The organism is Microbacterium sp. bgisy207 (assembly GCF_965345035.1).
Taxonomy (GTDB): Bacteria; Actinomycetota; Actinomycetes; order Actinomycetales; family Microbacteriaceae; genus Microbacterium.
This window is the reverse complement of record NZ_CBDRMG010000004.1, coordinates 153,311-177,096: the sequence shown is the minus strand read 5'-3', so window position 1 is coordinate 177,096 and position 23,786 is coordinate 153,311. Positions and strand designations below refer to the sequence as shown.

Sequence of the window (23,786 nt, the reverse complement as noted above, 5' to 3'; positions counted from 1 at the left end):
ACCGGGAGCGCTGCGGTGTGCTCTTGTGGGGCCGGGAGCGCAGCGGACTCACCAGACGACCGGTGCCTGAGCAGCGGACGAGCGAACCGCCGGAGGTAGGCTCGAATCCATGCTGAACATGGCGGAGGGTGTCGCGCGCCTGGGCGCTCTTGCCGCCTCTCCCGTGGTCGCGACCGTCGCTGCGGCGTTCGAGGCCGCGGGGTTCGAACTCGCGATCGTCGGCGGCCCTGTCCGCGACGCGCTGCTGGGCAGAACCACCCACGACCTCGACCTCACGACCAACGCCCGACCCGACGACATCCTGCGCATCGTTGCTCCGCTGAGCACCGCGCACTGGGACATCGGGCGAGACTTCGGCACCATCGGGGCGCGTATCCCCGTGCCGGGCGGCGGGTCGGAGCAGGTTGAGATCACGACCTATCGGGCCGACAGCTACGACGGCATCACCCGCAAACCGACGGTCGAGTTCGGCGACACCCTCGAGGGCGATCTCGTGCGCCGCGACTTCACGGTCAACGCGATGGCGCTCAGGGTGCCTTCGCAGAAGCTCGTCGATCCCTCCGGCGGGGTCGAGGACCTCCTCGCGCAGCGGCTGCGCACCCCCGCTGACCCGGACGTGAGCTTCGGAGACGACCCGCTTCGGATGCTGCGTGCGGCGCGGTTCGCGTCACAGCTCTCCTTCGACGTCGATGCTGACACCGTCTCGGCGATGCACCGCCTGCGCGAGAGCCTGCGGATCGTGAGCGCGGAGCGTATTCACGGCGAGCTCGTGCGACTGATGCAGACGGAGGACCCGTTGCGCGGCATCCGGCTGCTCGTCGAGACGGGGCTCATGGAGCAGTTCCTGCCCGAGGTGCCTGCGTTGCGGCTGGAGATCGACGAGCACCACCACCACAAGGACGTCTACGAGCACTCGCTGACGGTCGTGCGCCAGGCGATCGAGCTCGAGCACGAACGGCATCCGGGTTCCGCTCCCGACGTGCCCCTGCGTCTGGCAGCGCTGCTGCACGATATCGGCAAGCCCGCCACTCGTCGCCTCGAGCCCGGAGGCGGGGTGACGTTCCATCACCACGACATCAAGGGCGCACGGATGGCGCGTAAGCGCCTGAAGGAGCTGAGGTTCGACGCGGCGACGATCGACACCGTGACAAAGCTCATCGAACTGCACCTGCGCTTCTTCGGGTACGCCGAAGGCGCGTGGACCGACTCCGCGGTGCGGCGGTACGTGCGCGACGCGGGCGACGAGCTCGAGCGCCTGCATATTCTGACGCGCGCGGATGTCACGACGCGCAACAAGCGCAAGGCCGCGCGCCTGGCATCCGCCTACGACGACATCGAGCGACGGATCGCGGAGCTCGCGGCGCAGGAGGAGCTCGAGGCGATGCGTCCCGAGCTCGACGGGAACCGCATCCAGGAGGTGCTCGGCATCCCTCCGGGCCGCGAGGTCGGCGAGGCGTACCGGTTCCTGCTCGACCTGCGGCTGGACGAGGGCGTGCTCGGGGAAGCCGAGGCCGAGCGCCGACTTCTCGCGTGGTGGGCCGCGCGCGACTGACCCGCCCGGGGCCCCGTTGAGCCCCTACCCCCGCGCCCTGCCCCGGGCTCGATTGCCGCAACACGCCGTTGCGTGGCAGCGCGCTCCGCGGTTTCGGGCAACCGAACGGGTCGTGACGCTCGTGTCCCCCTGCTCGGTTGCCGCAACACGCCGCGCGCACAGAGGAGGGCACGGCGTGTCGGGGCAAGCGAAGCCGGTGGAGCCGGCGCAGTCGGGTGTGCCGTCAGGGGACGATCACGGCCCGGCCCTGCACGGCGCCCTCGTGCAGGCGCTGGTACGCCTCAACGGCCTGGTCGAAACCGTACCGCTCGACGTGCACACCGATCGCTCCCGCACGAGCGAGATCCAGGACTTCGAGCAGCTCGGGGCGCGTTCCCCAGTAGGGAGCGCGCACCGCCGCTCCGAAGGGCGTCGAGAAGAACCCCGTCGGGAGGGTTCCGCCGCCGATCCCGACGATGTGGACGAACCCGTCGGCGGCGATGGTCTCGCGGGCCAGGTCGATGGTGGGCTGGATGCCGACGAAGTCGAACACCGCCACCGCACCTTCTCCGCCGGTGAGTTCACGGATGCGGGAGACAGCGCCCTCGTCGGAACGAAGCGTGTGATGAGCGCCGACCTTGCGTGCCAGCTCGAGCTTGTCGTCGGAGACGTCGGCGGCGATGACTGTCGCGGCTGTCGTGGCGCGGAGAATCTGGATGCCGAGGTGGCCCAGGCCGCCGACGCCGATCACGAGGGCGGTCGTGCCCGGGGTGAGCTTGTCGCGCACGGCAGCGATCGCGTGGTACGGCGTGAGACCCGCATCCGTGAGAGACGCTGACTCCACAGGGTCGAGATCGCCGAGCGGGGCAAGATGACGCTTGTCGTCGACGATCACGTACTCCGCCATGGCGCCCGGGGCGCCGAGTCCCGGAGGCGCGATGCCCAGTTCGGCCGCGTGGGGGCAGTAGTTCTCCTTGCCCTGTGCGCAGGCGTGACACAGGCCGCATCCCCAGGGACCGTAGATCGCATAGCGTTCCCCGACCTGCACCCCCTCGACACCGTCGCCGAGCATGTCGACCTCGCCGACGCCCTCGTGTCCGAGGGTCAGCGGAAGCGGGTACGTGTATTGCTCCTCGGGAAGCTCCATCAGGAACCAGTCCGAGTGGCACAGGCCCGCCGCGAGAACCTTGAGCCTGATCTCCCCAGGGCCGGGCTCCGGGGTCTCGATGTCGACGACCTCCGGTCCCTTGCCGATCTCGCGATATTGCACAGCCTTCATCGGGCACTCCCTTCGGTGAATGGTTCGGGCGCGAGCGTTCCGCCCGCATGACCACTGTCCGCCGGACCGGAGGGGAAGGCAAGGCTCTTGACGAGACCAGGCCGGCGGTTCACCCGGCGACCCGGGTCGGCAGGTCCGTCAGCCCAGGTGGAGCGCGAGGGCGACGGCGTCGCCCGCGAGCGCCGCCGAGGTGTCGGCGTCGCGCATCCAGAGCGGAACCGCACGGGTCGGGATGCCGGCCCGTGTCAGCCCGTCGACGGATGCCGCGTCTTCCACGGCGAGCAGCCAGCCGTCCAGAAGGCCGTCGGCGCTCCGCGCACCGTAGTGGCGGGCGATGGCGGCAGCATCCGTCTGCACGCCGATCGCGGCGAGGCAGGCGTCGGCCATTCCGCGCACGACCCGGCCGCCGATGACCGGCGAGATACCGACGAGGGGCGCGGATGCCGACCGCAGCGCCTCGCGCATCCCGGGGACGGCGAGGACCGGCCCGAGGGAGACGACGGGGTTCGAGGGGGCCAGAAGCAGGACGTCGGCGCCGGCAATGGCCTCGATCGCCCCGGCCGAGGGCTGGGCCGACGCGACCCCGGTGTTCTCGAAGCCGGTCGCGGGAAGGCTCGCGCGATATCGGGTCCACCACTCCTGGAAGTGCATCAGCTGTCCGTCGACCGTGCGGACGTGGGTGTCGACCTCGGTTTCGGTCGCCGGCACGAGCGTGACCCCGAGCGGCCAGCGGGCGCCGAGTCGGCGGTAGACCTCGCTCAGTGGGGTGCCCTCGCGCAGCCACGCCGTGCGCGCGATGTGCACGCCGAGGTCGAGGTCGCCGAGGGTGAACCACTCGGGCGTCACCCCCCACGCCTGCAGTTCGGCCGCGACCCGCTCCGTCTCATCGCGCCGCCCCCACCCGCGCTGCTGATCGTTCTGGTCGCTCAGCGCGTACAGCAGGGAATCGTGATCCGGGGCGATCCGCAGACCCGCGAGCCACCAGTCGTCGCCCGTGTTGACGACCACACGGATGTCGTGAGCCGCGTCCTCGGGAAGGCCCCGCGCCGCGGCATCCCGACGCGCCCACTCCCGGACGCCGAGCACGAAGCGCGCCCCGCCGACACCACCTGAGAGCACCGTGATCCGCACGGGGCCACGCTACCCGGCGACAGCGCGCCGCGCCGCGCCTACACTGGACCGCACCGGCGGGGGCGCTGAACCCGCCGTCGACGATCAGCGCCGATCGGAGTCCGAATGCCCTCCCCGTGGTCCGCAGCGTCCGGTGCCACCCCCGACGCCTCGAAGCTCATCATCGAGCGCGCCCGCGAGGAGTTCGTGCTCGGGAACGAGAACGACGCGAGAGTGGGCGACGTGCGGGGCGTGGTGCGCGAGAGTTGGCGACGTTCGCGCGACGGGCGGGTCGGGCTCGAGGGACTGCCGCCGTTGGCGTTGACCGCCGAGGAACTCGAGGCGCTGCGGGCTCAGCATCCGCTCGGCTCGGTCATGGACATGATCCGCGGGCTGCTGATCCCCGGTGCGGCCGACGATTCGGGAGTCATCGTCGCGGTCGGCGATGCGGCGGGACGACTGCTGTGGGTCGAGGGCGACCGCACACTTCGATCGCTGACCGGCGAGATGGGGTTCGTTCCGGGCGCCGATTGGTCCGAGAGGGCCGTCGGCACCGCGGCTCCCGGAACCGCGCTGGCCCTCGACCGCTCGGTGCAGATCCGCGGCGCCGAACACTTCAACCGCCTCGTTCAGCCGTGGTCGTGCACTGCGGCGCCCGTGCACGACCCCGAGACCCGCAAGCTCCTCGGTGTCATCGACGTCACCGGCGGCGATCCGGCGGCATCCGCTCAGGCGCAGCTCCTGGTGGACGCGACAGCCCGTGCCGTCGAGGGTGAGCTGCTGCTCGCGCGCCTGCGCAACCGGGCGTCGGGTCCGGGCACGGGCTCCGTCGAGAGCCGGACGGATGCCGAGACCCGCCGGCCGCGGCGCACGCGCGCGGCGCCAGCATCCGTCGTCGCGACGCTGCGGGTGCTCGGTCGCGACCGCGCGCTTCTCGAGACGCTCTCGGACGGACACCTGCGCGTGAACGAGCTCACCACCCGCCACGCCGAGATCCTGCTGTGTCTGGCGACGCACCGGCAGGGGGTGTCGGCCGAGCATCTGGGTGAGCTCGTGTACGGGGATCCGGATGCGAGCACGACGCTCCGTGCCGAGATGGTGCGGTTGCGGAAGACCCTCGAGAGGATCGCGCCGTCCCTCGCGCCCGAGTCCCGCCCCTATCGCCTGACCACGCCTCTCGAGACCGACGCGCACCAGGTCCTCTCCCTCCTCGACCGCGGTGCTCATCGCGTGGCGCTCGCCGCCTACCGCGGCGACGTGCTTCCTGACTCGGCAGCGCCCGGGGTCGAGGAGTTCCGCGACACCGTTCGGGTGACGCTGCGCGAAGCGCTGATGGCCGAGGCGAGTCTGGATGTGTTGCTCGCCTTCGCCGACACGGATGCCGGAGCCGACGACGTCGAGGTGCTTCGGCTGTGCCTATCGATGCTGCCGGCGCGTTCCCCCAAGCGGTCCGGTCTGGTCGCCCGGCTCGAGCGGCTCGCCCGAACCGATTCCTGACCCTCGTCGTCGCGTCGCACTGCCGGCCGTGGCGGCGTGGGGCCGGCATCCGTTTCACGTGCAACGGATGCCGAGAGCAGCGCGCAACCGAATGCAACGTTGCCTCGCCTACCGTCGACCCATCGCGACGACGGCCGTCGCGACGCAGTCGAAGGAGACTCACCATGACCATCGTCGAAGAGGGCGTCTCGAGCGTCTATGCCGCGCCCGGCGAGCGCGGGTCCGTCGCCCAGTACCGCCCCCGCTACGGCCACTACATCGGCGGCGAGTTCGTCGAACCGATCAAGGGCCAGTACTTCGAGAACATCACCCCCGTCACCGGCAAGCCGTTCTGCGAGGTCGGCCGGGGCACCAGCGAAGACATCGACCGGGCCGTGGATGTCGCGTGGAAGGCGTTCCAGAGCTGGAAGCGCACGACCCCGGCCGAGCGGGCCGTGATCCTCAACAAGATCGCCGACCGCATGGAGGCGAACCTGGAGGCCATCGCCGTCGCCGAGACCTGGGAGAACGGCAAGCCGGTCCGTGAGACGCTCGCCGCCGACATCCCGCTCGCGATCGATCACTTCCGCTACTTCGCCGGCGTGCTGCGCGCGCAGGAAGGCTCGCTCAGCCAGATCGACGAAGACACCGTCGCCTACCACTTCAATGAGCCGCTCGGGGTCGTCGGGCAGATCATCCCGTGGAACTTCCCCATCCTCATGGCGACGTGGAAGCTCGCTCCGGCGCTCGCGGCCGGCAACTGTGTCGTCCTCAAGCCGGCGGAGCAGACTCCCGCGTCGATCCTGTATCTGTTCGACCTCATCGGCGACCTGCTCCCGGCGGGCGTCGTCAACATCGTCAACGGCTTCGGCATCGAGGCCGGCGCACCGCTCGCGCAGCACAAGGGGATCCGCAAGGTCGCCTTCACGGGAGAGACCACGACCGGGCGCCTCATCATGCAGTACGCCTCGCAGAACCTCATCCCGGTCACCCTCGAGCTCGGAGGCAAGAGCGCCAACGTGTTCTTCGAGGATGTCGCCCGCGTCCGTCACGACGACTACTACGACAAGGCGCTCGAGGGCTTCACGTTCTTCGCGCTCAACCAGGGCGAGGTGTGCACCTGCCCCTCGCGCGCCCTCATCCAGCGCTCGATCTACGACGAGTTCCTCGGCGACGGGCTTGAGCGCGTCGGCAAGATCATCCAGGGCAACCCGCTGGACCCCGCGACCATGATCGGCGCGCAGGCCTCGAACGATCAGCTCGAGAAGATCCTGTCGTACATCCAGATCGGCAAGGACGGCGGCGCCAAGCTCCTCGCCGGTGGCGAGCGCGTCGACCTGGGCGGCGAGCTCAGCGGCGGCTACTACGTCGCCCCGACCGTGTTCGAGGGCACGAACGACATGCGGATCTTCCAGGAGGAGATCTTCGGGCCGGTCGTGTCGGTCACGTCCTTCGACGGGTTCGATGACGCCATCCACATCGCCAACGACACCCTCTACGGGCTGGGTGCCGGGGTGTGGAGCCGGTCGGGCGATACCGCCTACCGCGCCGGACGAGCCATCGAGGCCGGCCGCGTGTGGACGAACACGTACCACCAGTACCCGGCGCACGCCGCCTTCGGTGGCTACAAGCAGTCGGGCATCGGCCGCGAGAACCACCTGAAGATGCTCGATCACTACCAGCAGACCAAGAACCTCCTGGTCTCGTACGCCGAAGGGCCCATGGGCTTCTTCTAAGCCGGACACGAGTCGTGAGACGGGACCTCGCGCGACGGACGGAGGTGAGTCTGTCGCGCGAGGTTACGTTTCACGCGCGTGGGCTGGTCGGGACAGACAAGGGAGAGGAGACACCATGGTCAGTATCGGAATCTACGAACGGGTCGACGTCACCGACGAGGCCGCCGCGCTACTGCGCGAGCTCGCGGACCAGCACGGCCCGCTCATGTTCCACCAGTCGGGCGGATGCTGCGACGGGAGCGCGCCCATGTGCTACCCGGTCGGGATGTTCATGACCGGGCCGAGCGACGTGAAGCTCGGCATCCTCGAGGTGGACGGCATCGACCCGATCGACTTCTTCATGTCGCAGTCGCAGTTCGAGTACTGGAAGTACACGCACCTCACGGTCGATGTGGTGGCGGGTCGTGGTGCCGGCTTCAGCGTCGAGAGTCCGACGGGGATGCGGTTCATCATCCGGTCACGGATGCTCAACGAGGCCGAACTGGACTACTTCGGCCTCGGCCCCACCCCGTAGCTCCGCGGCCGGCTGCATCCACCGAGCCCCGCTGTCGTCTCAGCCAGAGCGCAGCGGGGTTCGGGGTGGGTAGTACGGTGTCGGCATGACGGATGCCGAGCCTCGCGCCACCGAGGAATCGAACGCCAACGACGAACTGCCGTCGGCGGAGCGCCTGAAGGCGTTCACCGACGCCGTCGTCGCCATCGCGATGACGCTGCTGATCCTTCCGCTCATGGACAGCGTCACGGACGCAGACGAGACCAGCACCGCTGCCTGGCTGGCGCAGGAGTGGCCGAGTCTGCTCACGTTCATGCTCAGCTTCGTGCTCATCGCGAACTTCTGGCTCACGCACCATCGGATGTTCGCCCGGGTCGAGCGCGTCGATCAGGGCCTGCTGTGGCTGACGATCCTGTGGATGTTCACCATCGTCTGGCTCCCGGTGGCCACCGCGATCACGAGCACCTTCGACGCAGACCCGATCGAGAAGCTCGTCTACGTCGGCTCGCTCGTCTTGACCAGCCTCGTTCTCACCCTCACCAGGATCTACCTGATTCGGCACCCGAAACTGCACCACGAGAAGCCGCAGCTGCTGTCCGAGGGGCTGGTCGTCGGCATCATCATCACCTCGCTGTTCGCGCTCTCGCTCCTGGTGATGCTCGCGATCCCCTCGCTCAACTACTGGGCGCTGTTCCTGCTCTTCCTCACGTGGCCGCTGCATTCGGCGATCATGCGTGCGCGGGGGCGGGTGCCCGGCCCCCGCGCATAGCCCGGAGCGCGGAATTCGCGCGGTTGGGCGCCGGATGCCGCATCCGATACACTGTGAAGGTTGTCCGGCATCCGCTCCCGCGGAATCCGTCCGGGCACGTGCACACACCCTCCTGCTGTCGGGAAATGCCCGACAGCCGTTCTAGTCCGAAGGAGGTGGGTCAGTGACGCACACACACCAGTACGAACTCATGGTGATCATCAACCCTGAGATCGACGAGCGCCAGGTCCCCACGACCCTCGACAAGTTCCTCGCGGTCATCACAAACGATGGTGGCTCGATCGACAACGTCGATGTCTGGGGCCGCCGCCGGCTCGCATACGAGATCCAGAAGAAGACCGAAGGCATCTACGCCGTCGTCAACTTCACCTCGACCAGCGACGCCGCGCAGGAGCTCGACCGCCAGCTCAAGCTGAACGAGCAGATCATGCGCACGAAGGTGCTGCGCGCCGAAGAGGCCATCGCCATGGTCGCCTCCGAAGCGAAGCGCGCCGAGGAGAAGGCCGCTCGCAAGGCTGCCGCTCCCGCTCGTGCCCGCCGCACCGAGACCGCTGACGCGAAGGCCTGACGATCATGGCCGGCGAAACCGTCATCACCGTTGTGGGCAACCTCACGGCTGACCCCGAACTGCGGTACACGCAGAACGGGCTCCCGGTCGCGAACTTCACGATCGCATCCACGCCGCGCACTTTCGACCGTCAAGCCAACGAGTGGAAGGACGGCGAAGCGCTGTTCCTCCGCGCAAGCGTCTGGCGCGACTTCGCTGAGCACGTCGCCGGCTCGCTGACGAAGGGTGCCCGGGTCATCGCGACCGGCCGCCTCAAGCAGCGCAGCTACCAGGACCGCGAAGGCAACAACCGCACCTCCATCGAGCTCGAGGTCGACGAGATCGGCCCGTCGCTGCGCTACGCGACCGCACAGGTCACTCGCGCCGCGAGCGGCGGCGGAGGCGGCGGTCAGTCCCGCGCCCAGGTCGCGGACGAGCCCTGGTCGACGCCCGGCTCGTCGAACGCCGACGCGTGGGCAGCCCCCGGCACCTACGGCGACGACACTCCGTTTTGAGTCGATTCGGATCATGGCCGCGCAGCGGCGGTGATGCGAAGCCGACTCAAGGTTGAGCGAGCGCCGCAGGCGCAAGTCGAAACCCACATTCCCGGATGCCGCGGCATCCGTTTCACACGTAAGGAAAACCCATGGCTGGAAAGTCAAGCGGCGATCGCCGCAAGCCGCGCAAGGGCGGCAAGCCGGTTGCCCCGGCAAAGGCAATCCGGGTCGGCGTCATCGACTACAAAGATGTCGCCACCCTCCGCAAGTTCATCTCGGAGCGCGGCAAGATCCGCGCCCGTCGTATCACCGGTGTCTCGGTGCAGGAGCAGCGTCTGATCGCCCGTGCGATCAAGAACGCGCGCGAAATGGCGCTCCTGCCCTACGCCGGCGCTGGCCGCTAAGGAGTCCCCATGTCGAAGCTCATTCTCACGAACGAGGTCGCCGGGCTCGGAAGCGCCGGTGACGTTGTCGAGGTCAAGGACGGGTACGCCCGCAACTACCTCATCCCGCAGGGATTCGCCGTGGCCTGGAGCCGCGGTGGCGAGAAGCAGGTCGCCTCGATCCGCGCAGCCCGCGAGGCCCGCGCGATCCACGACCACGAAGAGGCCGTTGCGCTCAAGCAGAACCTGGAGTCCAACAAGGTCAAGCTCGCCATCAAGGCAGGCTCGGAGGGTCGCCTCTTCGGCTCGGTCAAGCCCGCCGATGTCGCGGATGCCGTCAAGGCCGCCGGATTCGGCGACCTCGACAAGCGCAAGATCCACATCACGACGCCGATCAAGTCGCTGGGTGAGCACGAGGCCACGATTCGTCTGCGCGACGACGTGACCGCCGTGATCACGCTGCAGGTCGTCGCCGCCAAGTAATCGCGAGACGCCCCGAAGGGCGGATGCCGCAGGCTGAAAAGTCTGCAGCATCCGCCCTTCATTTGTTGTGATGTCGCGGGTGGTTTTGTGCTCCTGGGCTTGCACGTTCGGTTGCCGCCTGATAGGCGAATTCTGTGCCGCTTGTACACAGCGAGAGACAGCACAGACAACCTTCAACGCCAGGTTCAACCACAACCTTGTCCACAACGTGTGGGGAAGTAAAACTCCAGGTCAGATGCCCTTTCTTCTGATTGGATCTGTGATCTCACAACCTTTGTCCACAGGCACTGCTCACAAGCACAGCGGCGTTTCCCGCAGGTTCTACACAGAGTTATCCACAGGCGGTGTTGCGGGTGTCGGAACCCGTCCATAGCGTTGTGCTGGCCGGTGGCGAGGCGCTCCGGATTCAGCGTCGAAACCAGCGCCTCAACAGCTGCGGAAGAGGCGTTCTACCGCACCCGCGGATGGCACAGCCACGGTGCAGTACAGCCACACGGTGCAGCACGAACAGCGAAGGGGGATACATGTCGATTGCGGACATTTCGGAGGATCGGCTCGGCGGACCCCGCGAGCACGAACGCACTCCGCCGCACGACATCCTCGCCGAGCAGAGCGCCCTCGGCGGCATGCTGCTGTCGAAGGATGCCGTCGCCGATGTCATCGAGACGCTGCGCGGCGCTGACTTCTACATCCCCAAGCACGAGCTGATCTTCGAGGCGATCCTCACGCTCTATTCGCACGGTGAGCCGACGGATGTCATCACCGTCACCGACGAGCTCATCAAGACGGGCGAACTGCAGCGCGCCGGCGGCGCCGACTACCTGCACACGCTCACCTCGATCGTCCCGACCGCTGCCAACGCCGCCTACTACGCGTCGATCGTGGCAGAGCGCGCGCTGTTGCGGCGTCTCGTCGAGGCGGGCACCCGCATCGTGCAGATGGGATACGCGGGTCAGGGCGAAGCCCTCGACCTCGTCAACAGTGCGCAGGCCGAGATCTACTCCGTCACCGGCGCCGAGGCCGCCGAAGATTATGTGCCGCTCGAGACCGCCGTTGACGCAGCGCTCGAAGAGATCGAGGCGGCCCGGGGCCGCGATGGCAAGATGACCGGCATCCCGACGGGCTTCAGTGGTCTCGATCAGCTCACGAACGGGCTGCACCCGGGGCAGATGATTATCATCGCCGCCCGTCCCGCGATGGGTAAGTCGACGCTCGCGCTCGATTTCGCACGGGCTGCGGCGATCAAGAACAACATGCCGACGATCTTCTTCTCGCTCGAAATGGGTCGCAGCGAGATCGCGATGCGCCTCATGAGTGCCGAGGGTGCCGTGCCGCTGCAGAACATGCGCAAGGGCACGCTCGACTCCCGGGACTGGACGACGATCGCCGCCACCCGCGGCCGCATCAACGAGGCACCGCTCTACATCGACGACAGCCCCAACATGACCCTCGTCGAGATCCGCGCGAAGTGCCGCCGGCTCAAGCAGCGCGCGGGCCTGAAGATGGTTGTCATCGACTACCTGCAGCTCATGACAAGCGGCAAGCGCGTCGAGTCGCGCCAGCAGGAAGTTTCGGAGTTCTCCCGTGCACTGAAGCTCCTCGCGAAGGAACTCGGGGTTCCGGTTATAGCCCTGTCGCAGCTGAACCGTGGTCCCGAGCAGCGTGCCGACAAGAAGCCGGCGCTGTCAGACCTGCGTGAGTCGGGCTCGATCGAGCAGGATGCCGACATGGTCGTGCTGCTGCACCGCGAGGCCGCGTACGAGAAGGACTCACCCCGCGCGGGCGAAGCCGACCTCATCGTCGCCAAGCACCGTAACGGCCCCACCGACACGATCACCGTCGCCTTCCAGGGCCACTACTCACGATTCGCCGACATGGCCCCCGGCGACTTCGGGTGATGCAGCTCTGCTGAGGATCGTCGCGGCCGTCCCGCGGGTCGATCGTTACCCTTGGTCTATGGGCGCGGACTGGATCGAACACCGCCGCTCCGAAGACGGAGAGCGATTGGGCTGGATGCAGCCCGTCGGCGATGGCTTCGTCGCTATCGACCTGTTGGGGCGTCGACGGACAGAGGTTGTGGACTGGATGGTCGCCGAGGAGACCCTCGACGGGCTTGGTCTCGTCTACCTCGCTGATCCGCACGAGCTGCGTCTCGATGATGGGTCCTGGCTGCGGGTGCGGATCGCAGAAGTGTCACCTCATGCCATCCGCGTGAAGAAGGATGACTGGGGCGACATGACTGCTGCCCAGATCTACTACTCGGTGTCGCTTCCGGTCACCGAAGACCGGCTTCGCCCGCTGCCGCGCTGACCACGCACATCATTCATTGGCCTCTTGCCTCGCCTCGAATCGATTCGATAAACTGAGCAACGGTGCCCTCAACGACACCGTCTTCCCCATCTCCGACGCAAGACTCGAGGGCACGAATGGCGCGCAGCCTGATCACCGGGCACCCGTGGCGGGTGATCCTTCTCTTCTCGGTGCCGCTGCTCATCGGCAACGTGGTGCAGCAGCTCTACCAGTTCGTCGATGCGATCGTTGTCGGGCGCCAGCTCGGCGTTGACGCGCTCGCGGCGGTCGGGGCGACGGGCAGCCTGCTGTTCCTCTTGCTCGGCTTTGCGTGGGGCATGACGACGGGGTTCGCGATCCCGACGGCGCAGGCGTTCGGCGCGCACGACGGCGCTGCAGTGCGCCGGTCCGTAGCTGTCGGGACGGTGCTCACGGCGGCAGCATCCGTTGTCCTGACCGTTGTCGCACCACTGGTCGCCGAACCGCTCCTCGTGCTGATGCAGACGCCCCCCGCTCTGATTCCGCAAGCAACGGTGTTCGCGCAGGTGAGCTTCCTCGGGTCGGGCGCGATCATGTTCTTCAACTACCTCTCGGCGATCATCCGGGCGATCGGCGATTCCCGCACGCCCCTGGTGTTCCTGAGCATCGCGTGCGCGCTCAACGTCGCCTTCGTCATCGTCACCGTCGGACCCCTCCAGTGGGGAGTCGCCGGAGCCGCGGCATCCACCGTCATCGCCCAGGCTCTCTCAGTGATCTGGTGCCTGGACTACGTGCGCCGGCGGGCTCCTGCTCTGCATGTGCACCGCGCCGACTGGCGACTTCGCCGCGCGGAGGTGCTCAACCACCTGCGGCTCGGTTTGCCGATGGGCTTCCAGGCGTCGATCATCGCGATCGGCACCCTGACGGTGCAGGTGCGCCTGAACGAGCTGGGCACCGCCGAAGTCGCCGCCTACACCGCTGCCTCGCGGGTCGATGGCCTCGCGGTGGCTCTTCTCCAGTCGCTAGGTCTCGCCGTGTCGATGTACGTCGCCCAGAACTTCGGCGCTCGGCGACCGGATCGCATCCTACGCGGCGTCAGGCAATCTCTGGTGATCTCGACGATCGCGTCTGTCGTGCTCGGCGTCGCGCTCGTCGCCTTCGGGAGGCAGATCATCGAGCTCTTCGTGGGCCGCGGGGTCGAGAACGTCGTCTCGATGGCCGCCACGATGCTCGTCGTCAACGCCTTCAGCTATGCCGCGCTCGGCATCCTGTTCGTGCTCCGCGGCGCCTTGCAGGGCCTGGGCCACGCCCTGATCCCGACCATCACGGGGATCGTCGAACTCGTCATGCGCGTGGGCGCAGCGATCGTGCTGGGCGCGATGTTCGGGTTCATCGGCATCGTCTGGAGCAACCCGCTCGCCTGGATCGGTGCCACGCTCGTGCTCGTGCCCGCGTACCTTCACGCACGGCGCGCACTCCTGCGGATGCCGGTCTCGCCGCTCGCACCGACCCCGACCACGCCCATCCCGATCGTCGGACCGACAAACGGATCGCTGGCGGTTGATGCGATCGTGACTGCTCCTGTCCCAGTCGTGGTCCTTGAGCAGCGTCGGCGGCTGCTCGGGCGTCTTCCCTCGATACGCCCGCGTCGTCGGCGGATGCGTCGTTGACCACCGCTCGAGACTAGCCCCAGGTGCTAAGCGCGGCCGGCGTTCTTGCACCGCCGGAGCTCGAACAGCTCGCCCGTCCGCACGATGCGCAGGAGCGTGACGAGCAAGACGCCGCCAGCCAGGTTCAGGAGGAGAACCGGCAGGAACCAGAGCAGCCAGTCGAGGTAGGTGATCGGGGCTCCGCTGATGATCGCTCCGAAGGCGAACAGCGAGTCGAGGATCGAGTGGAACAGCTGGAAGCTGGCGAGCACGAAGCCGCCGGCCACGGCCGCAGCGATCTTGGCCGGTACGGACTCGGTGCCCGTCTGCATCCGCGTCATAAGAGTGATGACGGCGCCGCCGAGAATCGCGAGGGCCGCGAACTCGAGGTTGAAGGGCGCCTCGATGAAGTGTTCGGCGGTCTCGGCGAGGACCGGGTGCCAGTCGGGGAATGCGAGAACGATGATCGCCATGATCAGCCAGCCACCGAGCAAGTTCGACAGCAGCGTGCCTCCCCAGAGCTTGGCCAGGTCGAGCCATGTGCCTTCCCGCGCGACGAGCGCGGCGATCGGCAGCAGGAAGTTCTCGGTGAACAGCTCGCTGTGGGCGAGCAGGAGCGCGATCAGACCGACGCTGAATCCGAGGCCCGCGAGAAGCTGATCACCCGTCTGGTACAGGATGCCGAGGTAGACCAGCACCCCGATGCCGACTTCGACACCGCCCAGAAAGCCCGTGACCAGAGTCGCGCGAAGCGTACGGTGGAGCCGCTCGGCACCCTCGCCGACGACCTCTTCAAACTCGATCTCGATCTCTTCCTCGACGGCCTCGTCATTGGGGCCGTCCTGGCGCCGCTGCTCTGCCCGTGCTTCGCGCGAATCGCTCATCGTGCCATCCTCGCAGCCGGGAGCGCCATCGGGGCGGCTACGTCGAAAACCCCAGCTCCCAGCCCCTTCCCAGAAACAGGAACTGCGATTCCGGTATCGTCGCGCGTAACCAAGGGGAGTACTCCACCACGGTCGGCTCGTCATTACGGACGCTCTCGCGTCCCGGGTCACCGGTTCTCGGCAACGGGGATGGAGAAGACCTTGGCGTAGATCTGATCATCAACGCCAAGGCAGGAGTCCCTTGTGAACGTCACCCTGACGGTCTGGCTCATCACGATCGCGGTCACCATCGCGTTCTTCGTGTACGAGTTCTACGCGCACGTGCGAAAGCCCCACGAACCGACCCTGGGCGAATCCGCTCGCTGGTCGGCCTTCTACATCGGCCTCGCGTTGCTGTTCGGCGTCGGAATCGGGCTGGTGTCGGGCTGGGACTTCGGCGGCGAGTACTTCGCCGGGTACCTCACCGAGAAGGCGCTGTCGGTCGACAACCTCTTCGTCTTCCTCATCGTCATGACCGGCTTCGCAGTGCCGAAGATCTACCAGCAGAAAGTGCTGATGATCGGCATCGTCATCGCCCTCATCATGCGGGGGATCTTCATCGCGGTGGGCGCGGCGCTCATCGAGAACTTCTCCTGGATCTTCTGGGTCTTCGGCGCACTGCTCCTCTACCTCGCCTACCGCCAGGCGTTCACCCACGGTGAGTCGGACCCCGCCAACGGCAGGTTCATGCGCTTCATGCGACGCATCCTGCCCGTGAGCAACGAATACAACGGCGACAAGCTGACGGTGAAGAAGGACGGCCGCCGGTTCGTCACCCCGATGCTGCTCGTGATCATCGCCATCGGATTCGTCGACCTCATCTTCGCGGTCGACTCGATCCCCGCGATCTACGGGCTCACGCAAGAGGCCTACATCGTCTTCACCGCGAACGCCTTCGCCCTGATGGGTCTGCGGCAGCTCTACTTCCTCATCGGCGGCCTGCTCGAGCGCCTGGTCTACCTCGCTCAGGGCCTCGCCGTCATTCTCGCCTTCATCGGGGTGAAGCTGCTCATCCACGCCCTCCACAAGAACGAGCTGCCGTTCCTGAACGGTGGCGAGCCGATCACGGTGATCCCCGAGATCCCCATCTGGATCTCGCTCCTGTTCATCGCGGGGACGATCGCGGTCGCCACGGTCGCAAGTCTCGCGAAGACGCGCAAGGACCGTCGCGCGAATGCGCTCGCCGGGGAGGCGAGTGAGACGGATGCCGCGGCCGACGCGATCACCGACGTGCGGGGGCGATCGTGAGCGCGCCCGCGACGGCCGCCCCCGGTGACAGACCCGGCGCCCGGGCGACCCCGGGCGCCAGCCGCGCCGGCGGCATCGGCGGGGTGACCCGCTGATGGGTGACTTATGGTGGAACGTCGCACTGGTCGTCGCGTTCGTCCTGATCGGCGGCGTTTTCGCTGCCACCGAGATGGCGCTGGTGACGCTGCGGGAGAGCCAGCTCAATGCGATCGCGGCGCGCGGTCGGCGCGGCGCGAAGGTGGCGGCGCTCGCGCGGAACCCGAACACCTTTCTGTCCGCGGTCCAGATCGGGGTCACGGTCGCCGGATTCGCCTCGGCGGCGTACGGCGCGGCATCCATCGCCCCGTCGGTGACCCCGCTCCTGATGAGTCTGGGCCTTGCCGAGCCGGTCGCGGCGACGATCGCCACGATCGTCCTCACTCTCGTGATCGCCTATCTCTCGCTCGTGCTGGGCGAACTGGTTCCCAAGCGGCTTGCGATCCAGCGCAACGCCCAGTTCGCGTACGCCGTCGCCCCCGTGCTCGATGGGTTCGCGGTGCTGATGCGACCTGTCATCTGGCTGCTGTCGGTCTCGACCAACGCGCTCGTGCGGCTGCTCGGCGGAGACCCGAACAAGACAGCCGATGAGCTCAGCGATGAAGAGATCCGCGACATCGTCACGTCCCAACAAGGGCTGCCCGAGGATGAGAGACGCATCCTCGACGACGTCCTGTCACTGCGTGGCCGACAGGTGAGCGAGGTCATGCGGCCGCGACCCGAGGTCGTAGCCCTGGATGACGGCACGACCGTCGCGGACGCTATCGAACGCATTCGCGACCTGCCGTACTCCCGTTACCCCGTCGCCGACACCTCCATCGACGACATCGTCGGCTTCGTGCACGTGCGCGACCTGTTCGATGCCGCCAGCGACGACGCCGGTAAGCCCGTTGCGCGTCTCGTGCGCGACATCCCGTACGTGCCCGCTACCGCTCGGGTTCTGCCCACGCTCACGAGCCTGCGTGCCCGCGGATACCACATCGCGGTCGTCGTCGACGAGTACGGCGGGACCGACGGCATCGTGACTCTGGAAGACCTTGTCGAGGATGTGGTGGGTGAGATCTTCGACGAGTACGACACGGCCGAGACCCCGACCGTCGGCAGCGACACCATCGACGGTCGCCTGAACCTGCAGGAATTCGAAGAACGCACCGGCATCGAGCTTCCGCGAGGAAGCTCCGACACGATCGCCGGATACGTCATCGAGCAGCTCGGCCGGCTCGCCGTCGTCGGCGACACCGTCGACATCCCTGGCGCGACACTGCAGGTCACGTCGCTGGATCGACGGCGAATCGCGACGGTCCGACTTCTTGCCCGCGCCGAGGATGAAGCTGGGCAAGTGCGTTGACGACGGATGCGTGATGCGTGATGCTTGATGCATGCGGACGACCCTCACGATCGACGACGACGTTCTCGCCGCGGCGAAGCAGTTCGCCGACGCCCGGGGAATCACGCTCGGAGAGGCGGTTTCGCAGCTCGCTCGCGCCACTTTGACCGAACGCCGGCGCTTCGACAAGCGCAACGGCATCGTTCTGCTGCCGACCACGCCTGCGGCGGGTCGCGCGACCCTTGACGATGTCAACGCACTGCGAGATGACAACCAGTGACGCGCCATCTGCTGGACGTCAACGCGATCATCGCTCTGATCGACCCGTTGCACGTCCATCACGAACGCGCACACGTCTGGTTTGCCGCGCGAGGGGAGCGGGACGGGGACGGCGCGTGGCACACGTGCCCCATCGTGCAGAACGGCGTCGTTCGGGTGGTCAGTCACCCGAAGTACCCGAACACCCAGCCGGTTCCTGTCGTGCTTGCGAGCCTCGCGAGCCTGACCGCGCAAGACGACCACGTCTTTCTCGCTGACACCGTGAGCCTGCTCGACACGTCAATCCATACCGAGCGACTGCTCGCGAGCTCGCAGGTCACGGATACCTACCTGCTGCACCTCGCTGCGTCCCACGACGCGCTGCTGGCCACCTTCGACACCCGCCTCGTCACAGCGGCGGTCCCGGGCGGCAAGGCAGTGCTGTTCCCGATACCCTGACTCCCGTCGCCCGCATCGTCGCGTCGGCACTGTCTTGAGAGGTTCGCCCATGTCGTCATCCGCCCCCACCCTCGTTCTGGTCCATGGCGCCTGGGGAGGCGGCTGGGTCTGGCGGCGCGTGCTGGCGCCGCTGCGTGAGGCCGGGTTCGAGATCCACACCGTGACCCTCACCGGCGACGGCGAGCGGGCACACCTGCGCCGACCCGACATCGACCTGCACACGCACATCGCCGATGTCATCGGCCTGGTCGAGATGGAAGAGCTCGAGAACGTCGTGCTGGTCGGGCACAGCTACGGCGGCATGGTCATCACGGGCGCCGCCGTCGAACTCCAGCAGCGGCATCCGGGCGTGCTCTCGGGCCTGGTCTACGTCGACGCGATGTTCCCGCGCCCCGGAGACGGGTGGGGTGTTGCCCATTCGCCTGAGGTCGCCGCGGCGCGGCTGGCGGCAGCTGCAGAGAACGACAACTCGCTCCCGGCGCCCAACGCCGAATCAGGCTTCGACCTCACTCCCGAGGATGCCGCGTGGCTGAACCGCCGGCACGTGCCGCATCCGTTCGGGATGTACCGGCAGCCGCTCGACTACGACGCAGCCTTGCTCGAGGCGGTCCCACGCCTGTTCATTGACTGCACGGATCCCGCCTATCCGACGATCGAGCCGGTGCGACGCCTCGTGCGCGAAGAGCCCGGATGGCAGGTCGTCGAAATCGCGACGGGGCACTTCCCGATGGTCACGACGCCGACCGAACTTGTCGCGCACGTGCGCGGGTTCGCCGAGTCCTTGCCCGCCTGAGCGGCAGTCCCGGCCCTCTTGAGCGGCGGTCGCTGCCCTCCTGAGCGGGAGCCGCGGTGGCGGAGCACAATAGGACCATGACCGACTCACTGCCGAGCCTCGACACCCCGTGGACGCGACTTGACGCGGCATCCGTCGCTGACCTGCTCGCCGACACCGAGGCGCGCTGGTGGCTCTCTGGCGGGAGCGCCTATGACCAGTGGCGCGGCGAACCCCTGCGGGAGCGCGACCGCACCACGATCAGCACGGTGTACACCCAGCTCGATGACATCGTCGGCTCGCTCCCCGACGGAATGAGCTGCTGGGCGCGGATCGGCGACGAGCTCGTCCGGTGGTCCGACCTGCCCGACGGTGCCGACATTCCGTCGGCCTGGATCTTCGACGAGGCGATGGATGCCTGGGTCCTGCAGATCAACCTCGAAGACGGCACCGCTGACCGCTGGGTCTACCGGCGCGATCCTCGCCTACAGCTCCCGTGGGAGAAGGCAGTCCTCGACATCGATGACATCCCCACCGGCGCGCCCGAGGTGCAGCTGGTCTGGAAGGCACTGCGGCCCTACCCCGACGACGAAGCCGACAAGGACGTCATCCTTCCCGCGCTTCCCGAAGAGGCGCGGACCTGGTGGGAGAAGGCGATCCTGTCGATTCACCCACATTCGACGTGGTCGATCCACGTCCGCAGCCCGTTCGCACCCGCCAAGGCGAGCTGGAACCGCACCCGACGCAGCTGAGACAAAGGGGCTTGTTTTCGGTCGCGCCTAAGTGTGGGTTTGCGCCGGGTGAGCCCGCATCAAGGCGCGACTGAACGGAGGGCCGGGCTAGATCTCGGTGCCGGGCTCGACGACCGCGCCGTGGACGAGCCGTCGGAACCAGCGCTGTGCCGGTGTGAGGCTCGACTCGCGCCGTGTGAAGATCGCTACCGGGGTGCTCTGGCCCGGCCAGGGCAGGTCCGCGATGCGGAGCGCCGGGAACCAGCCGCAGAACACTTCAGCAACGTGACGGGGCAAGAACGTCACCAGATCGGTGTCTTGCAGCACCGCCGGGAGCGTGCCGTACTCCTCGACAGTCAGCGCGACCTGCGGCATGAGTCCGTGCTCGAGCAGCAACTGCAGCGGGTAGGTGTGGCCGCCGCGGGATGACACGCGCACGAACCCGCGTCCGTCGAACATGTCAGGCCCCGGTGGGGGCAACGGATGCCGTCGCGAGGTGAGCGCCACGTACTCCACAGCGCGCACCGGCGTGCGCCAGAGGCGCGCGGCATCCATGAGTGCGACGGTGATGGCGAGGTCGAGGTGTCCCCGCACGAGCTCTTCCTCCACCTCGTCGGCATCCAACCGCTTCACCGCGAGGCGCGCGGTCGATCGCTCGCGCGCGAGGGCCGCCATGATCGGCGGCAGGAACGTCTGCTCACCGATCGAGGTCAACCCGAGGGAGAGCTCTCCGGTGAATGCCGACGGATCAAAGGATGCCGTCTCGCTCACCGTCGACTCGATCTGCGCGAGTGCTTCGTGCAGCGGGCCGAACAGCTGGGTCGCGCGGGTCGTGGGCACCATGACGTGCCCCTCGCGCCGGAACAGATCGTCGCCGAAGCGCTCTCTCAAACGCGCGAGCGTATAGCTCACCGTGGGCTGCGTGACATGCAGGAACTCCGCGGTTGCCGTGAGGCTGCGCAGTTCGTAGAGCACGACAAAGGTGCGCAGTTGGTTCAGATCCGGGATGGCCATGCATCGACTCCGTCTATGGAGAGGGACTCCGGAATCTATTGGACCATACCGAAGCCCCGACTTACTCTCGGTTAAGAGAGCACGCATCCCGTGACAGCGCCAATCCAGTGACAAGGACGACACTCGGTGATCATCGACATCCACGGCCACTACACCACCGCACCGGCCCAGCTCGGAGCGTGGCGTGACCTACAGATCGCCTTCGCGAACGGCCAGGGCGAAGCCCCCGACCCAGCGACGCTGCACATCAGCGACGACGACATCCGCGAGACCATCGAAGCGAACCAGCTCAAGCTCATGAACGAGCGCGGTTCTGACCTCACGGTCTTCAGCCCGCGGGCATCCTTCATGGCCCACCACATCGGCGACCTTCAGGTCAGCCAGACCTGGGCGCGAATCTGCAACGACCTCGTCGCGCGGGTGAGCGGGCTCTTCCCCGACCGCTTCATCATGGGCGCGATGCTCCCCCAATCGCCGGGCGAAGATCCCGCCACCTCGGTGCCCGAGCTCGTCCGCGCGGTAGAAGAACTTGGTGCCGTCGAGATCAACCTCAACCCCGACCCCTCCGGGGGGTTGTGGACTGCACCCGCGCTCACCGACCGCTCCTGGTACCCCATCTACGAGAAGCTCGTCGAGTACGAGATCCCCGCGATGATCCACGTGAGCACCTCGTGCAAGTCGCAGTTCCACACCACCGGCGATCACTACCTCGGCGCCGACACGACTGCCTTTATGCAGCTGCTCAAGGGCGATCTGTTCCGCGACTTCCCCGACCTGAAGTTCGTCATCCCGCACGGCGGCGGCGCCGTCCCCTACCACTGGGGCCGGTTCCGGGGACTCGCGATGGCCCTCGGCAAGCCCGAGCTCGAAGAGCACCTGCTGAACAACGTGTTCTTCGACACCTGCGTCTACCACCAGCCGGGCATCAACCTGCTCACTGAGGTCATCCCGACCGAGAACATCCTGTTCGCAAGCGAAATGATCGGGGCCGTGCGCGACATCGACCCGCGCACCGGCCACTACTTCGACGACACCAAGCGCTACGTCGACGCAACCCCGAACCTGACGGATGCCGAACGCGAGCTCGTCTTCGAGGGCAACGCCCGCCGGGTCTACCCGCGGCTGGATCGCGCACTTGCGGCGCAGGGGAAGTGAGAGGACCATCATGCGACTGAACAACCTCGGCATCGTCCGCACGAAGATCGAGCGGCCCGACCCCGCCGATGTCGCGCGCCTGTCACAGTTCGGTGTCGCGACGATCCATGAGGCGATGGGCCGCGTCGGACTGCTTCGCCCCTACATCCGTCCCGCCTACACCGGGGCGAAGCTGTGCGGACCGGCAGTGACAGTGCTGCTGCAGCCCGGTGACAACTGGATGTTCCACGTTGCTGCCGAGCAGGTGCAGGAGGGTGACGTGATCGTCGCGGGCTGCACGACCGAGAGTGAAGACGGCTTCTTCGGCGAGCTGCTGGCCACCTCCCTCACCGCTCGGGGTTGCAAGGGCCTGGTCATCGACGGCGGCGTTCGCGACGTTGCCGACCTCGAGAAGATGAACTTCCCGGTCTTCTCGCGCGCGATCAACTCCAAGGGAACTGTCAAGGCGACCCTTGGCTCGGTCAACGTCGATGTCGTCGTCGCGAACGCCCTGGTCCGCCCCGGCGATGTCGTGGTCGCGGATGTCGACGGTGTCGTGGTCGTGCCTCGCGAGCTCGTCGGCGCAGTGGCCGATGCCAGCCAGAAGCGCGAAGACAACGAAGAGGCCAAGCGCCAGAAGTTCCGCGAGGGCGTGCTGGGCCTGGATATCTACGGCATGCGTGAGCCGCTTGCCGCCGCCGGCCTCGAGTACGTGGAGGACTGACGATGGCCCACGGAGACACGAGCGGCGGGTTCGAGAAGACCCCCGGATGGCTGGACTGGTACGACGGTCCCTCGACGCCGAAATTCCGGGTGCCCGAGGGCGCGGTCGACGCGCACTGCCACGTGTTCGGACCCGGAGAGCAGTTCCCGTACGCCCCGGAGCGCAAGTACACACCGTGCGACGCCTCAGCCGACCAGCTCTTCGCGCTGCGTGATCAGCTCGGATTCGACCGGAACGTCATCGTGCAGGCCACCTGCCACGGCGCCGACAACCGCGCTCTCGTCGACGCGCTGCGCCGCAGCGAAGGCCGCGCTCGGGGGGTGGCCACGGTGCGCCGCGATGTGACGGATGCCGACCTCGCCGACCTGCACGCTGCCGGGGTGCGCGGGGTGCGCTTCAACTTCGTCAAGCGACTGGTCGACCGTGTGCCGACCGATTCGCTGCAGGAGATCGTCGAGAAGATCGCGCCGCTGGGATGGCACGTCGTCATCTACTTCGAGGCCGAGGACCTACCAGACCTCTACGAGTTCTTCTCGAGCATTCCCACCGACGTCGTCGTCGACCACATGGGCCGGCCCGACGTCAGCAAGGATCCCGACGGTCCCGAGTTCGACCTCTTCCTGCGCTTCATGCGGGAGAACCCGAACGTGTGGACCAAAGTGTCGTGCCCGGAGCGGCTGAGCATCACCGGCCCCCGAGCTCTCGACGGTGAACAGCACGCCTACACCGATGTCGTGCCGTTTGCCCGACGCGTGGTCGAGGAATTCCCCGACCGCGTGCTGTGGGGAACCGATTGGCCCCACCCCAACCTCAAGGACCACATGCCCGATGATGGCTTGCTGGTCGATTACATCCCCCAGATCGCCACGACCGCCCAGCTGCAGCAGAAGCTGCTGGTCGAGAACCCGCGGCGACTGTACTGGCCAGAAGGAGACTGAC

At 67.3% G+C, this 23,786-nt stretch carries 25 protein-coding genes; 21 read left to right on the top strand and 4 right to left on the bottom strand.

All coding sequences use genetic code 11. The features are described from left to right. Nucleotides 1–109 precede the first annotated feature (109 nt). Entirely contained in the window at nt 110–1,552 is a 1,443-nt protein-coding gene (locus ACSGC5_RS05345) for a CCA tRNA nucleotidyltransferase (protein ID WP_434969568.1), read from the top strand. Between the two features lie 223 nt (nt 1,553–1,775). Here ACSGC5_RS05345 and ACSGC5_RS05340 read toward each other — a convergent pair whose 3' ends face one another. Further along, nucleotides 1,776–2,810: an NAD(P)-dependent alcohol dehydrogenase gene (locus ACSGC5_RS05340; protein ID WP_434969567.1), complete on the bottom strand. Its 1,035-nt coding sequence runs from the start codon at nt 2,808–2,810 to the stop codon at nt 1,776–1,778. 138 nt (nt 2,811–2,948) lie between these two features. Beyond that, entirely contained in the window at nt 2,949–3,941 is a 993-nt protein-coding gene (gene cofD / locus ACSGC5_RS05335; RefSeq protein WP_434969566.1) for a 2-phospho-L-lactate transferase, read from the bottom strand. A 105-nt stretch (nt 3,942–4,046) separates the two neighbouring features. On the opposite strand from cofD, the gene ACSGC5_RS05330 reads away from it, so the two are divergent. The 11 genes from ACSGC5_RS05330 to ACSGC5_RS05280 all read left to right on the top strand — a co-directional run bounded on the left by ACSGC5_RS05330 (nt 4,047) and on the right by ACSGC5_RS05280 (nt 14,242). Continuing rightward, a complete protein-coding gene (locus ACSGC5_RS05330) occupies nt 4,047–5,417 on the top strand; it encodes a GAF domain-containing protein (protein ID WP_434969565.1) in 1,371 nt (456 codons plus the stop codon). Nucleotides 5,418–5,581: 164 nt separating this feature from the next. Beyond that, nucleotides 5,582–7,132, top strand: coding sequence for an acetaldehyde dehydrogenase ExaC (gene exaC / locus ACSGC5_RS05325; protein WP_434969564.1), 1,551 nt, complete (start codon nt 5,582–5,584; stop codon nt 7,130–7,132). A 115-nt stretch (nt 7,133–7,247) separates the two neighbouring features. Next, complete coding sequence (locus ACSGC5_RS05320) at nt 7,248–7,646, top strand: DUF779 domain-containing protein (RefSeq protein WP_434969563.1); 399 nt, start codon at nt 7,248–7,250, stop codon at nt 7,644–7,646. Nucleotides 7,647–7,731: 85 nt separating this feature from the next. Next, nucleotides 7,732–8,394 carry a TMEM175 family protein gene (locus tag ACSGC5_RS05315; RefSeq protein WP_434969562.1) on the top strand — a complete coding sequence of 221 codons (663 nt, stop codon included), beginning with the start codon at nt 7,732–7,734 and terminating at the stop codon, nt 8,392–8,394. A 190-nt stretch (nt 8,395–8,584) separates the two neighbouring features. Further along, nucleotides 8,585–8,962 carry a 30S ribosomal protein S6 gene (gene rpsF / locus ACSGC5_RS05310; RefSeq protein WP_292713175.1) on the top strand — a complete coding sequence of 126 codons (378 nt, stop codon included), beginning with the start codon at nt 8,585–8,587 and terminating at the stop codon, nt 8,960–8,962. Nucleotides 8,963–8,967: 5 nt separating this feature from the next. Continuing rightward, nucleotides 8,968–9,456 (top strand): single-stranded DNA-binding protein, encoded by a 489-nt coding sequence (locus ACSGC5_RS05305; RefSeq protein ID WP_434969561.1) that lies wholly within the window; start codon nt 8,968–8,970, stop codon nt 9,454–9,456. A gap of 131 nt (nt 9,457–9,587) precedes the next feature. Further along, nucleotides 9,588–9,842, top strand: coding sequence for a 30S ribosomal protein S18 (gene rpsR, locus ACSGC5_RS05300; RefSeq protein WP_195692622.1), 255 nt, complete (start codon nt 9,588–9,590; stop codon nt 9,840–9,842). A 9-nt stretch (nt 9,843–9,851) separates the two neighbouring features. After that, nucleotides 9,852–10,304, top strand: a complete 453-nt coding sequence (rplI, locus tag ACSGC5_RS05295; protein WP_434969560.1) for a 50S ribosomal protein L9 — start codon at nt 9,852–9,854, stop codon at nt 10,302–10,304. Nucleotides 10,305–10,828: 524 nt separating this feature from the next. Then, a complete protein-coding gene (gene dnaB, locus ACSGC5_RS05290) occupies nt 10,829–12,202 on the top strand; it encodes a replicative DNA helicase (protein ID WP_434969559.1) in 1,374 nt (457 codons plus the stop codon). 58 nt (nt 12,203–12,260) lie between these two features. Next, nucleotides 12,261–12,614 carry a hypothetical protein gene (locus ACSGC5_RS05285; RefSeq protein WP_434969558.1) on the top strand — a complete coding sequence of 118 codons (354 nt, stop codon included), beginning with the start codon at nt 12,261–12,263 and terminating at the stop codon, nt 12,612–12,614. A 116-nt stretch (nt 12,615–12,730) separates the two neighbouring features. Continuing rightward, complete coding sequence (locus tag ACSGC5_RS05280; RefSeq protein WP_434969557.1) at nt 12,731–14,242, top strand: MATE family efflux transporter; 1,512 nt, start codon at nt 12,731–12,733, stop codon at nt 14,240–14,242. Between the two features lie 26 nt (nt 14,243–14,268). On the opposite strand, the gene ACSGC5_RS05275 is transcribed toward ACSGC5_RS05280, so the two are convergent. Then, on the bottom strand, nt 14,269–15,105 hold the full coding sequence (locus ACSGC5_RS05275; protein WP_434969556.1) for a formate/nitrite transporter family protein: 837 nt from the start codon (nt 15,103–15,105) through the stop codon (nt 14,269–14,271). Between the two features lie 243 nt (nt 15,106–15,348). On the opposite strand from ACSGC5_RS05275, the gene ACSGC5_RS05270 reads away from it, so the two are divergent. The 6 genes from ACSGC5_RS05270 (at nt 15,349) to ACSGC5_RS05245 (ending at nt 19,996) form a co-directional block, all read left to right on the top strand. Further along, on the top strand, nt 15,349–16,392 hold the full coding sequence (locus ACSGC5_RS05270; protein ID WP_434969555.1) for a TerC family protein: 1,044 nt from the start codon (nt 15,349–15,351) through the stop codon (nt 16,390–16,392). Between the two features lie 94 nt (nt 16,393–16,486). After that, nucleotides 16,487–17,776, top strand: a complete 1,290-nt coding sequence (locus ACSGC5_RS05265) for a hemolysin family protein (protein WP_434969554.1) — start codon at nt 16,487–16,489, stop codon at nt 17,774–17,776. A 31-nt stretch (nt 17,777–17,807) separates the two neighbouring features. Further along, nucleotides 17,808–18,035, top strand: coding sequence for a hypothetical protein (locus ACSGC5_RS05260; RefSeq protein WP_228179416.1), 228 nt, complete (start codon nt 17,808–17,810; stop codon nt 18,033–18,035). Further along, nucleotides 18,032–18,472, top strand: a complete 441-nt coding sequence (locus tag ACSGC5_RS05255; RefSeq protein WP_434969553.1) for a TA system VapC family ribonuclease toxin — start codon at nt 18,032–18,034, stop codon at nt 18,470–18,472. Before ACSGC5_RS05260 ends, ACSGC5_RS05255 begins: the two co-directional genes overlap by 4 nt. Nucleotides 18,473–18,521: 49 nt before the next feature. Next, on the top strand, nt 18,522–19,265 hold the full coding sequence (locus ACSGC5_RS05250; protein WP_434969552.1) for an alpha/beta fold hydrolase: 744 nt from the start codon (nt 18,522–18,524) through the stop codon (nt 19,263–19,265). Nucleotides 19,266–19,342: 77 nt separating this feature from the next. After that, nucleotides 19,343–19,996: a hypothetical protein gene (locus tag ACSGC5_RS05245; RefSeq protein WP_228179413.1), complete on the top strand. Its 654-nt coding sequence runs from the start codon at nt 19,343–19,345 to the stop codon at nt 19,994–19,996. An 87-nt stretch (nt 19,997–20,083) separates the two neighbouring features. Here ACSGC5_RS05245 and ACSGC5_RS05240 read toward each other — a convergent pair whose 3' ends face one another. Next, nucleotides 20,084–20,989 carry a LysR family transcriptional regulator gene (locus ACSGC5_RS05240; protein ID WP_228179412.1) on the bottom strand — a complete coding sequence of 302 codons (906 nt, stop codon included), beginning with the start codon at nt 20,987–20,989 and terminating at the stop codon, nt 20,084–20,086. Nucleotides 20,990–21,115: 126 nt separating this feature from the next. Here ACSGC5_RS05240 and ACSGC5_RS05235 point away from each other — a divergent pair, with 126 nt between their 5' ends. Genes ACSGC5_RS05235 through ACSGC5_RS05225 form a run of 3 tightly spaced genes read left to right on the top strand, consistent with a single transcriptional unit; the run spans nt 21,116 to nt 23,785 of the window. Further along, a complete protein-coding gene (locus ACSGC5_RS05235) occupies nt 21,116–22,144 on the top strand; it encodes an amidohydrolase family protein (RefSeq protein ID WP_434969551.1) in 1,029 nt (342 codons plus the stop codon). A gap of 10 nt (nt 22,145–22,154) precedes the next feature. Next, nucleotides 22,155–22,847 carry a 4-carboxy-4-hydroxy-2-oxoadipate aldolase/oxaloacetate decarboxylase gene (gene ligK, locus ACSGC5_RS05230; RefSeq protein WP_434969550.1) on the top strand — a complete coding sequence of 231 codons (693 nt, stop codon included), beginning with the start codon at nt 22,155–22,157 and terminating at the stop codon, nt 22,845–22,847. A gap of 2 nt (nt 22,848–22,849) precedes the next feature. Further along, complete coding sequence (locus tag ACSGC5_RS05225) at nt 22,850–23,785, top strand: amidohydrolase family protein (protein WP_434969549.1); 936 nt, start codon at nt 22,850–22,852, stop codon at nt 23,783–23,785. Nucleotide 23,786 lies beyond the last annotated feature (1 nt).

What these genes read in the sequence shown, in the direction of transcription:
- ACSGC5_RS05320 (WP_434969563.1), top strand. Translation starts at nt 7,248, where the DNA reads ATGGTCAGTATCGGAATCTACGAACGGGTCGACGTCACCGACGAGGCC.
- ACSGC5_RS05225 (WP_434969549.1), top strand. Translation starts at nt 22,850, where the DNA reads ATGGCCCACGGAGACACGAGCGGCGGGTTCGAGAAGACCCCCGGATGG.
- ACSGC5_RS05275 (WP_434969556.1), bottom strand. Translation starts at nt 15,105, where the DNA reads ATGAGCGATTCGCGCGAAGCACGGGCAGAGCAGCGGCGCCAGGACGGC.
- ACSGC5_RS05245 (WP_228179413.1), top strand. Translation starts at nt 19,343, where the DNA reads ATGACCGACTCACTGCCGAGCCTCGACACCCCGTGGACGCGACTTGAC.
- rpsF (WP_292713175.1), top strand. Translation starts at nt 8,585, where the DNA reads ATGGTGATCATCAACCCTGAGATCGACGAGCGCCAGGTCCCCACGACC.
- ACSGC5_RS05240 (WP_228179412.1), bottom strand. Translation starts at nt 20,989, where the DNA reads ATGGCCATCCCGGATCTGAACCAACTGCGCACCTTTGTCGTGCTCTAC.
- rplI (WP_434969560.1), top strand. Translation starts at nt 9,852, where the DNA reads ATGTCGAAGCTCATTCTCACGAACGAGGTCGCCGGGCTCGGAAGCGCC.
- ACSGC5_RS05280 (WP_434969557.1), top strand. Translation starts at nt 12,731, where the DNA reads ATGGCGCGCAGCCTGATCACCGGGCACCCGTGGCGGGTGATCCTTCTC.
- ACSGC5_RS05340 (WP_434969567.1), bottom strand. Translation starts at nt 2,810, where the DNA reads ATGAAGGCTGTGCAATATCGCGAGATCGGCAAGGGACCGGAGGTCGTC.
- rpsR (WP_195692622.1), top strand. Translation starts at nt 9,588, where the DNA reads ATGGCTGGAAAGTCAAGCGGCGATCGCCGCAAGCCGCGCAAGGGCGGC.
- dnaB (WP_434969559.1), top strand. Translation starts at nt 10,829, where the DNA reads ATGTCGATTGCGGACATTTCGGAGGATCGGCTCGGCGGACCCCGCGAG.
- ACSGC5_RS05330 (WP_434969565.1), top strand. Translation starts at nt 4,047, where the DNA reads ATGCCCTCCCCGTGGTCCGCAGCGTCCGGTGCCACCCCCGACGCCTCG.
- ACSGC5_RS05305 (WP_434969561.1), top strand. Translation starts at nt 8,968, where the DNA reads ATGGCCGGCGAAACCGTCATCACCGTTGTGGGCAACCTCACGGCTGAC.
- ACSGC5_RS05285 (WP_434969558.1), top strand. Translation starts at nt 12,261, where the DNA reads ATGGGCGCGGACTGGATCGAACACCGCCGCTCCGAAGACGGAGAGCGA.
- ACSGC5_RS05315 (WP_434969562.1), top strand. Translation starts at nt 7,732, where the DNA reads ATGACGGATGCCGAGCCTCGCGCCACCGAGGAATCGAACGCCAACGAC.
- exaC (WP_434969564.1), top strand. Translation starts at nt 5,582, where the DNA reads ATGACCATCGTCGAAGAGGGCGTCTCGAGCGTCTATGCCGCGCCCGGC.
- ACSGC5_RS05345 (WP_434969568.1), top strand. Translation starts at nt 110, where the DNA reads ATGCTGAACATGGCGGAGGGTGTCGCGCGCCTGGGCGCTCTTGCCGCC.
- ACSGC5_RS05250 (WP_434969552.1), top strand. Translation starts at nt 18,522, where the DNA reads ATGTCGTCATCCGCCCCCACCCTCGTTCTGGTCCATGGCGCCTGGGGA.
- ACSGC5_RS05265 (WP_434969554.1), top strand. Translation starts at nt 16,487, where the DNA reads ATGGGTGACTTATGGTGGAACGTCGCACTGGTCGTCGCGTTCGTCCTG.
- ligK (WP_434969550.1), top strand. Translation starts at nt 22,155, where the DNA reads ATGCGACTGAACAACCTCGGCATCGTCCGCACGAAGATCGAGCGGCCC.
- ACSGC5_RS05260 (WP_228179416.1), top strand. Translation starts at nt 17,808, where the DNA reads ATGCGGACGACCCTCACGATCGACGACGACGTTCTCGCCGCGGCGAAG.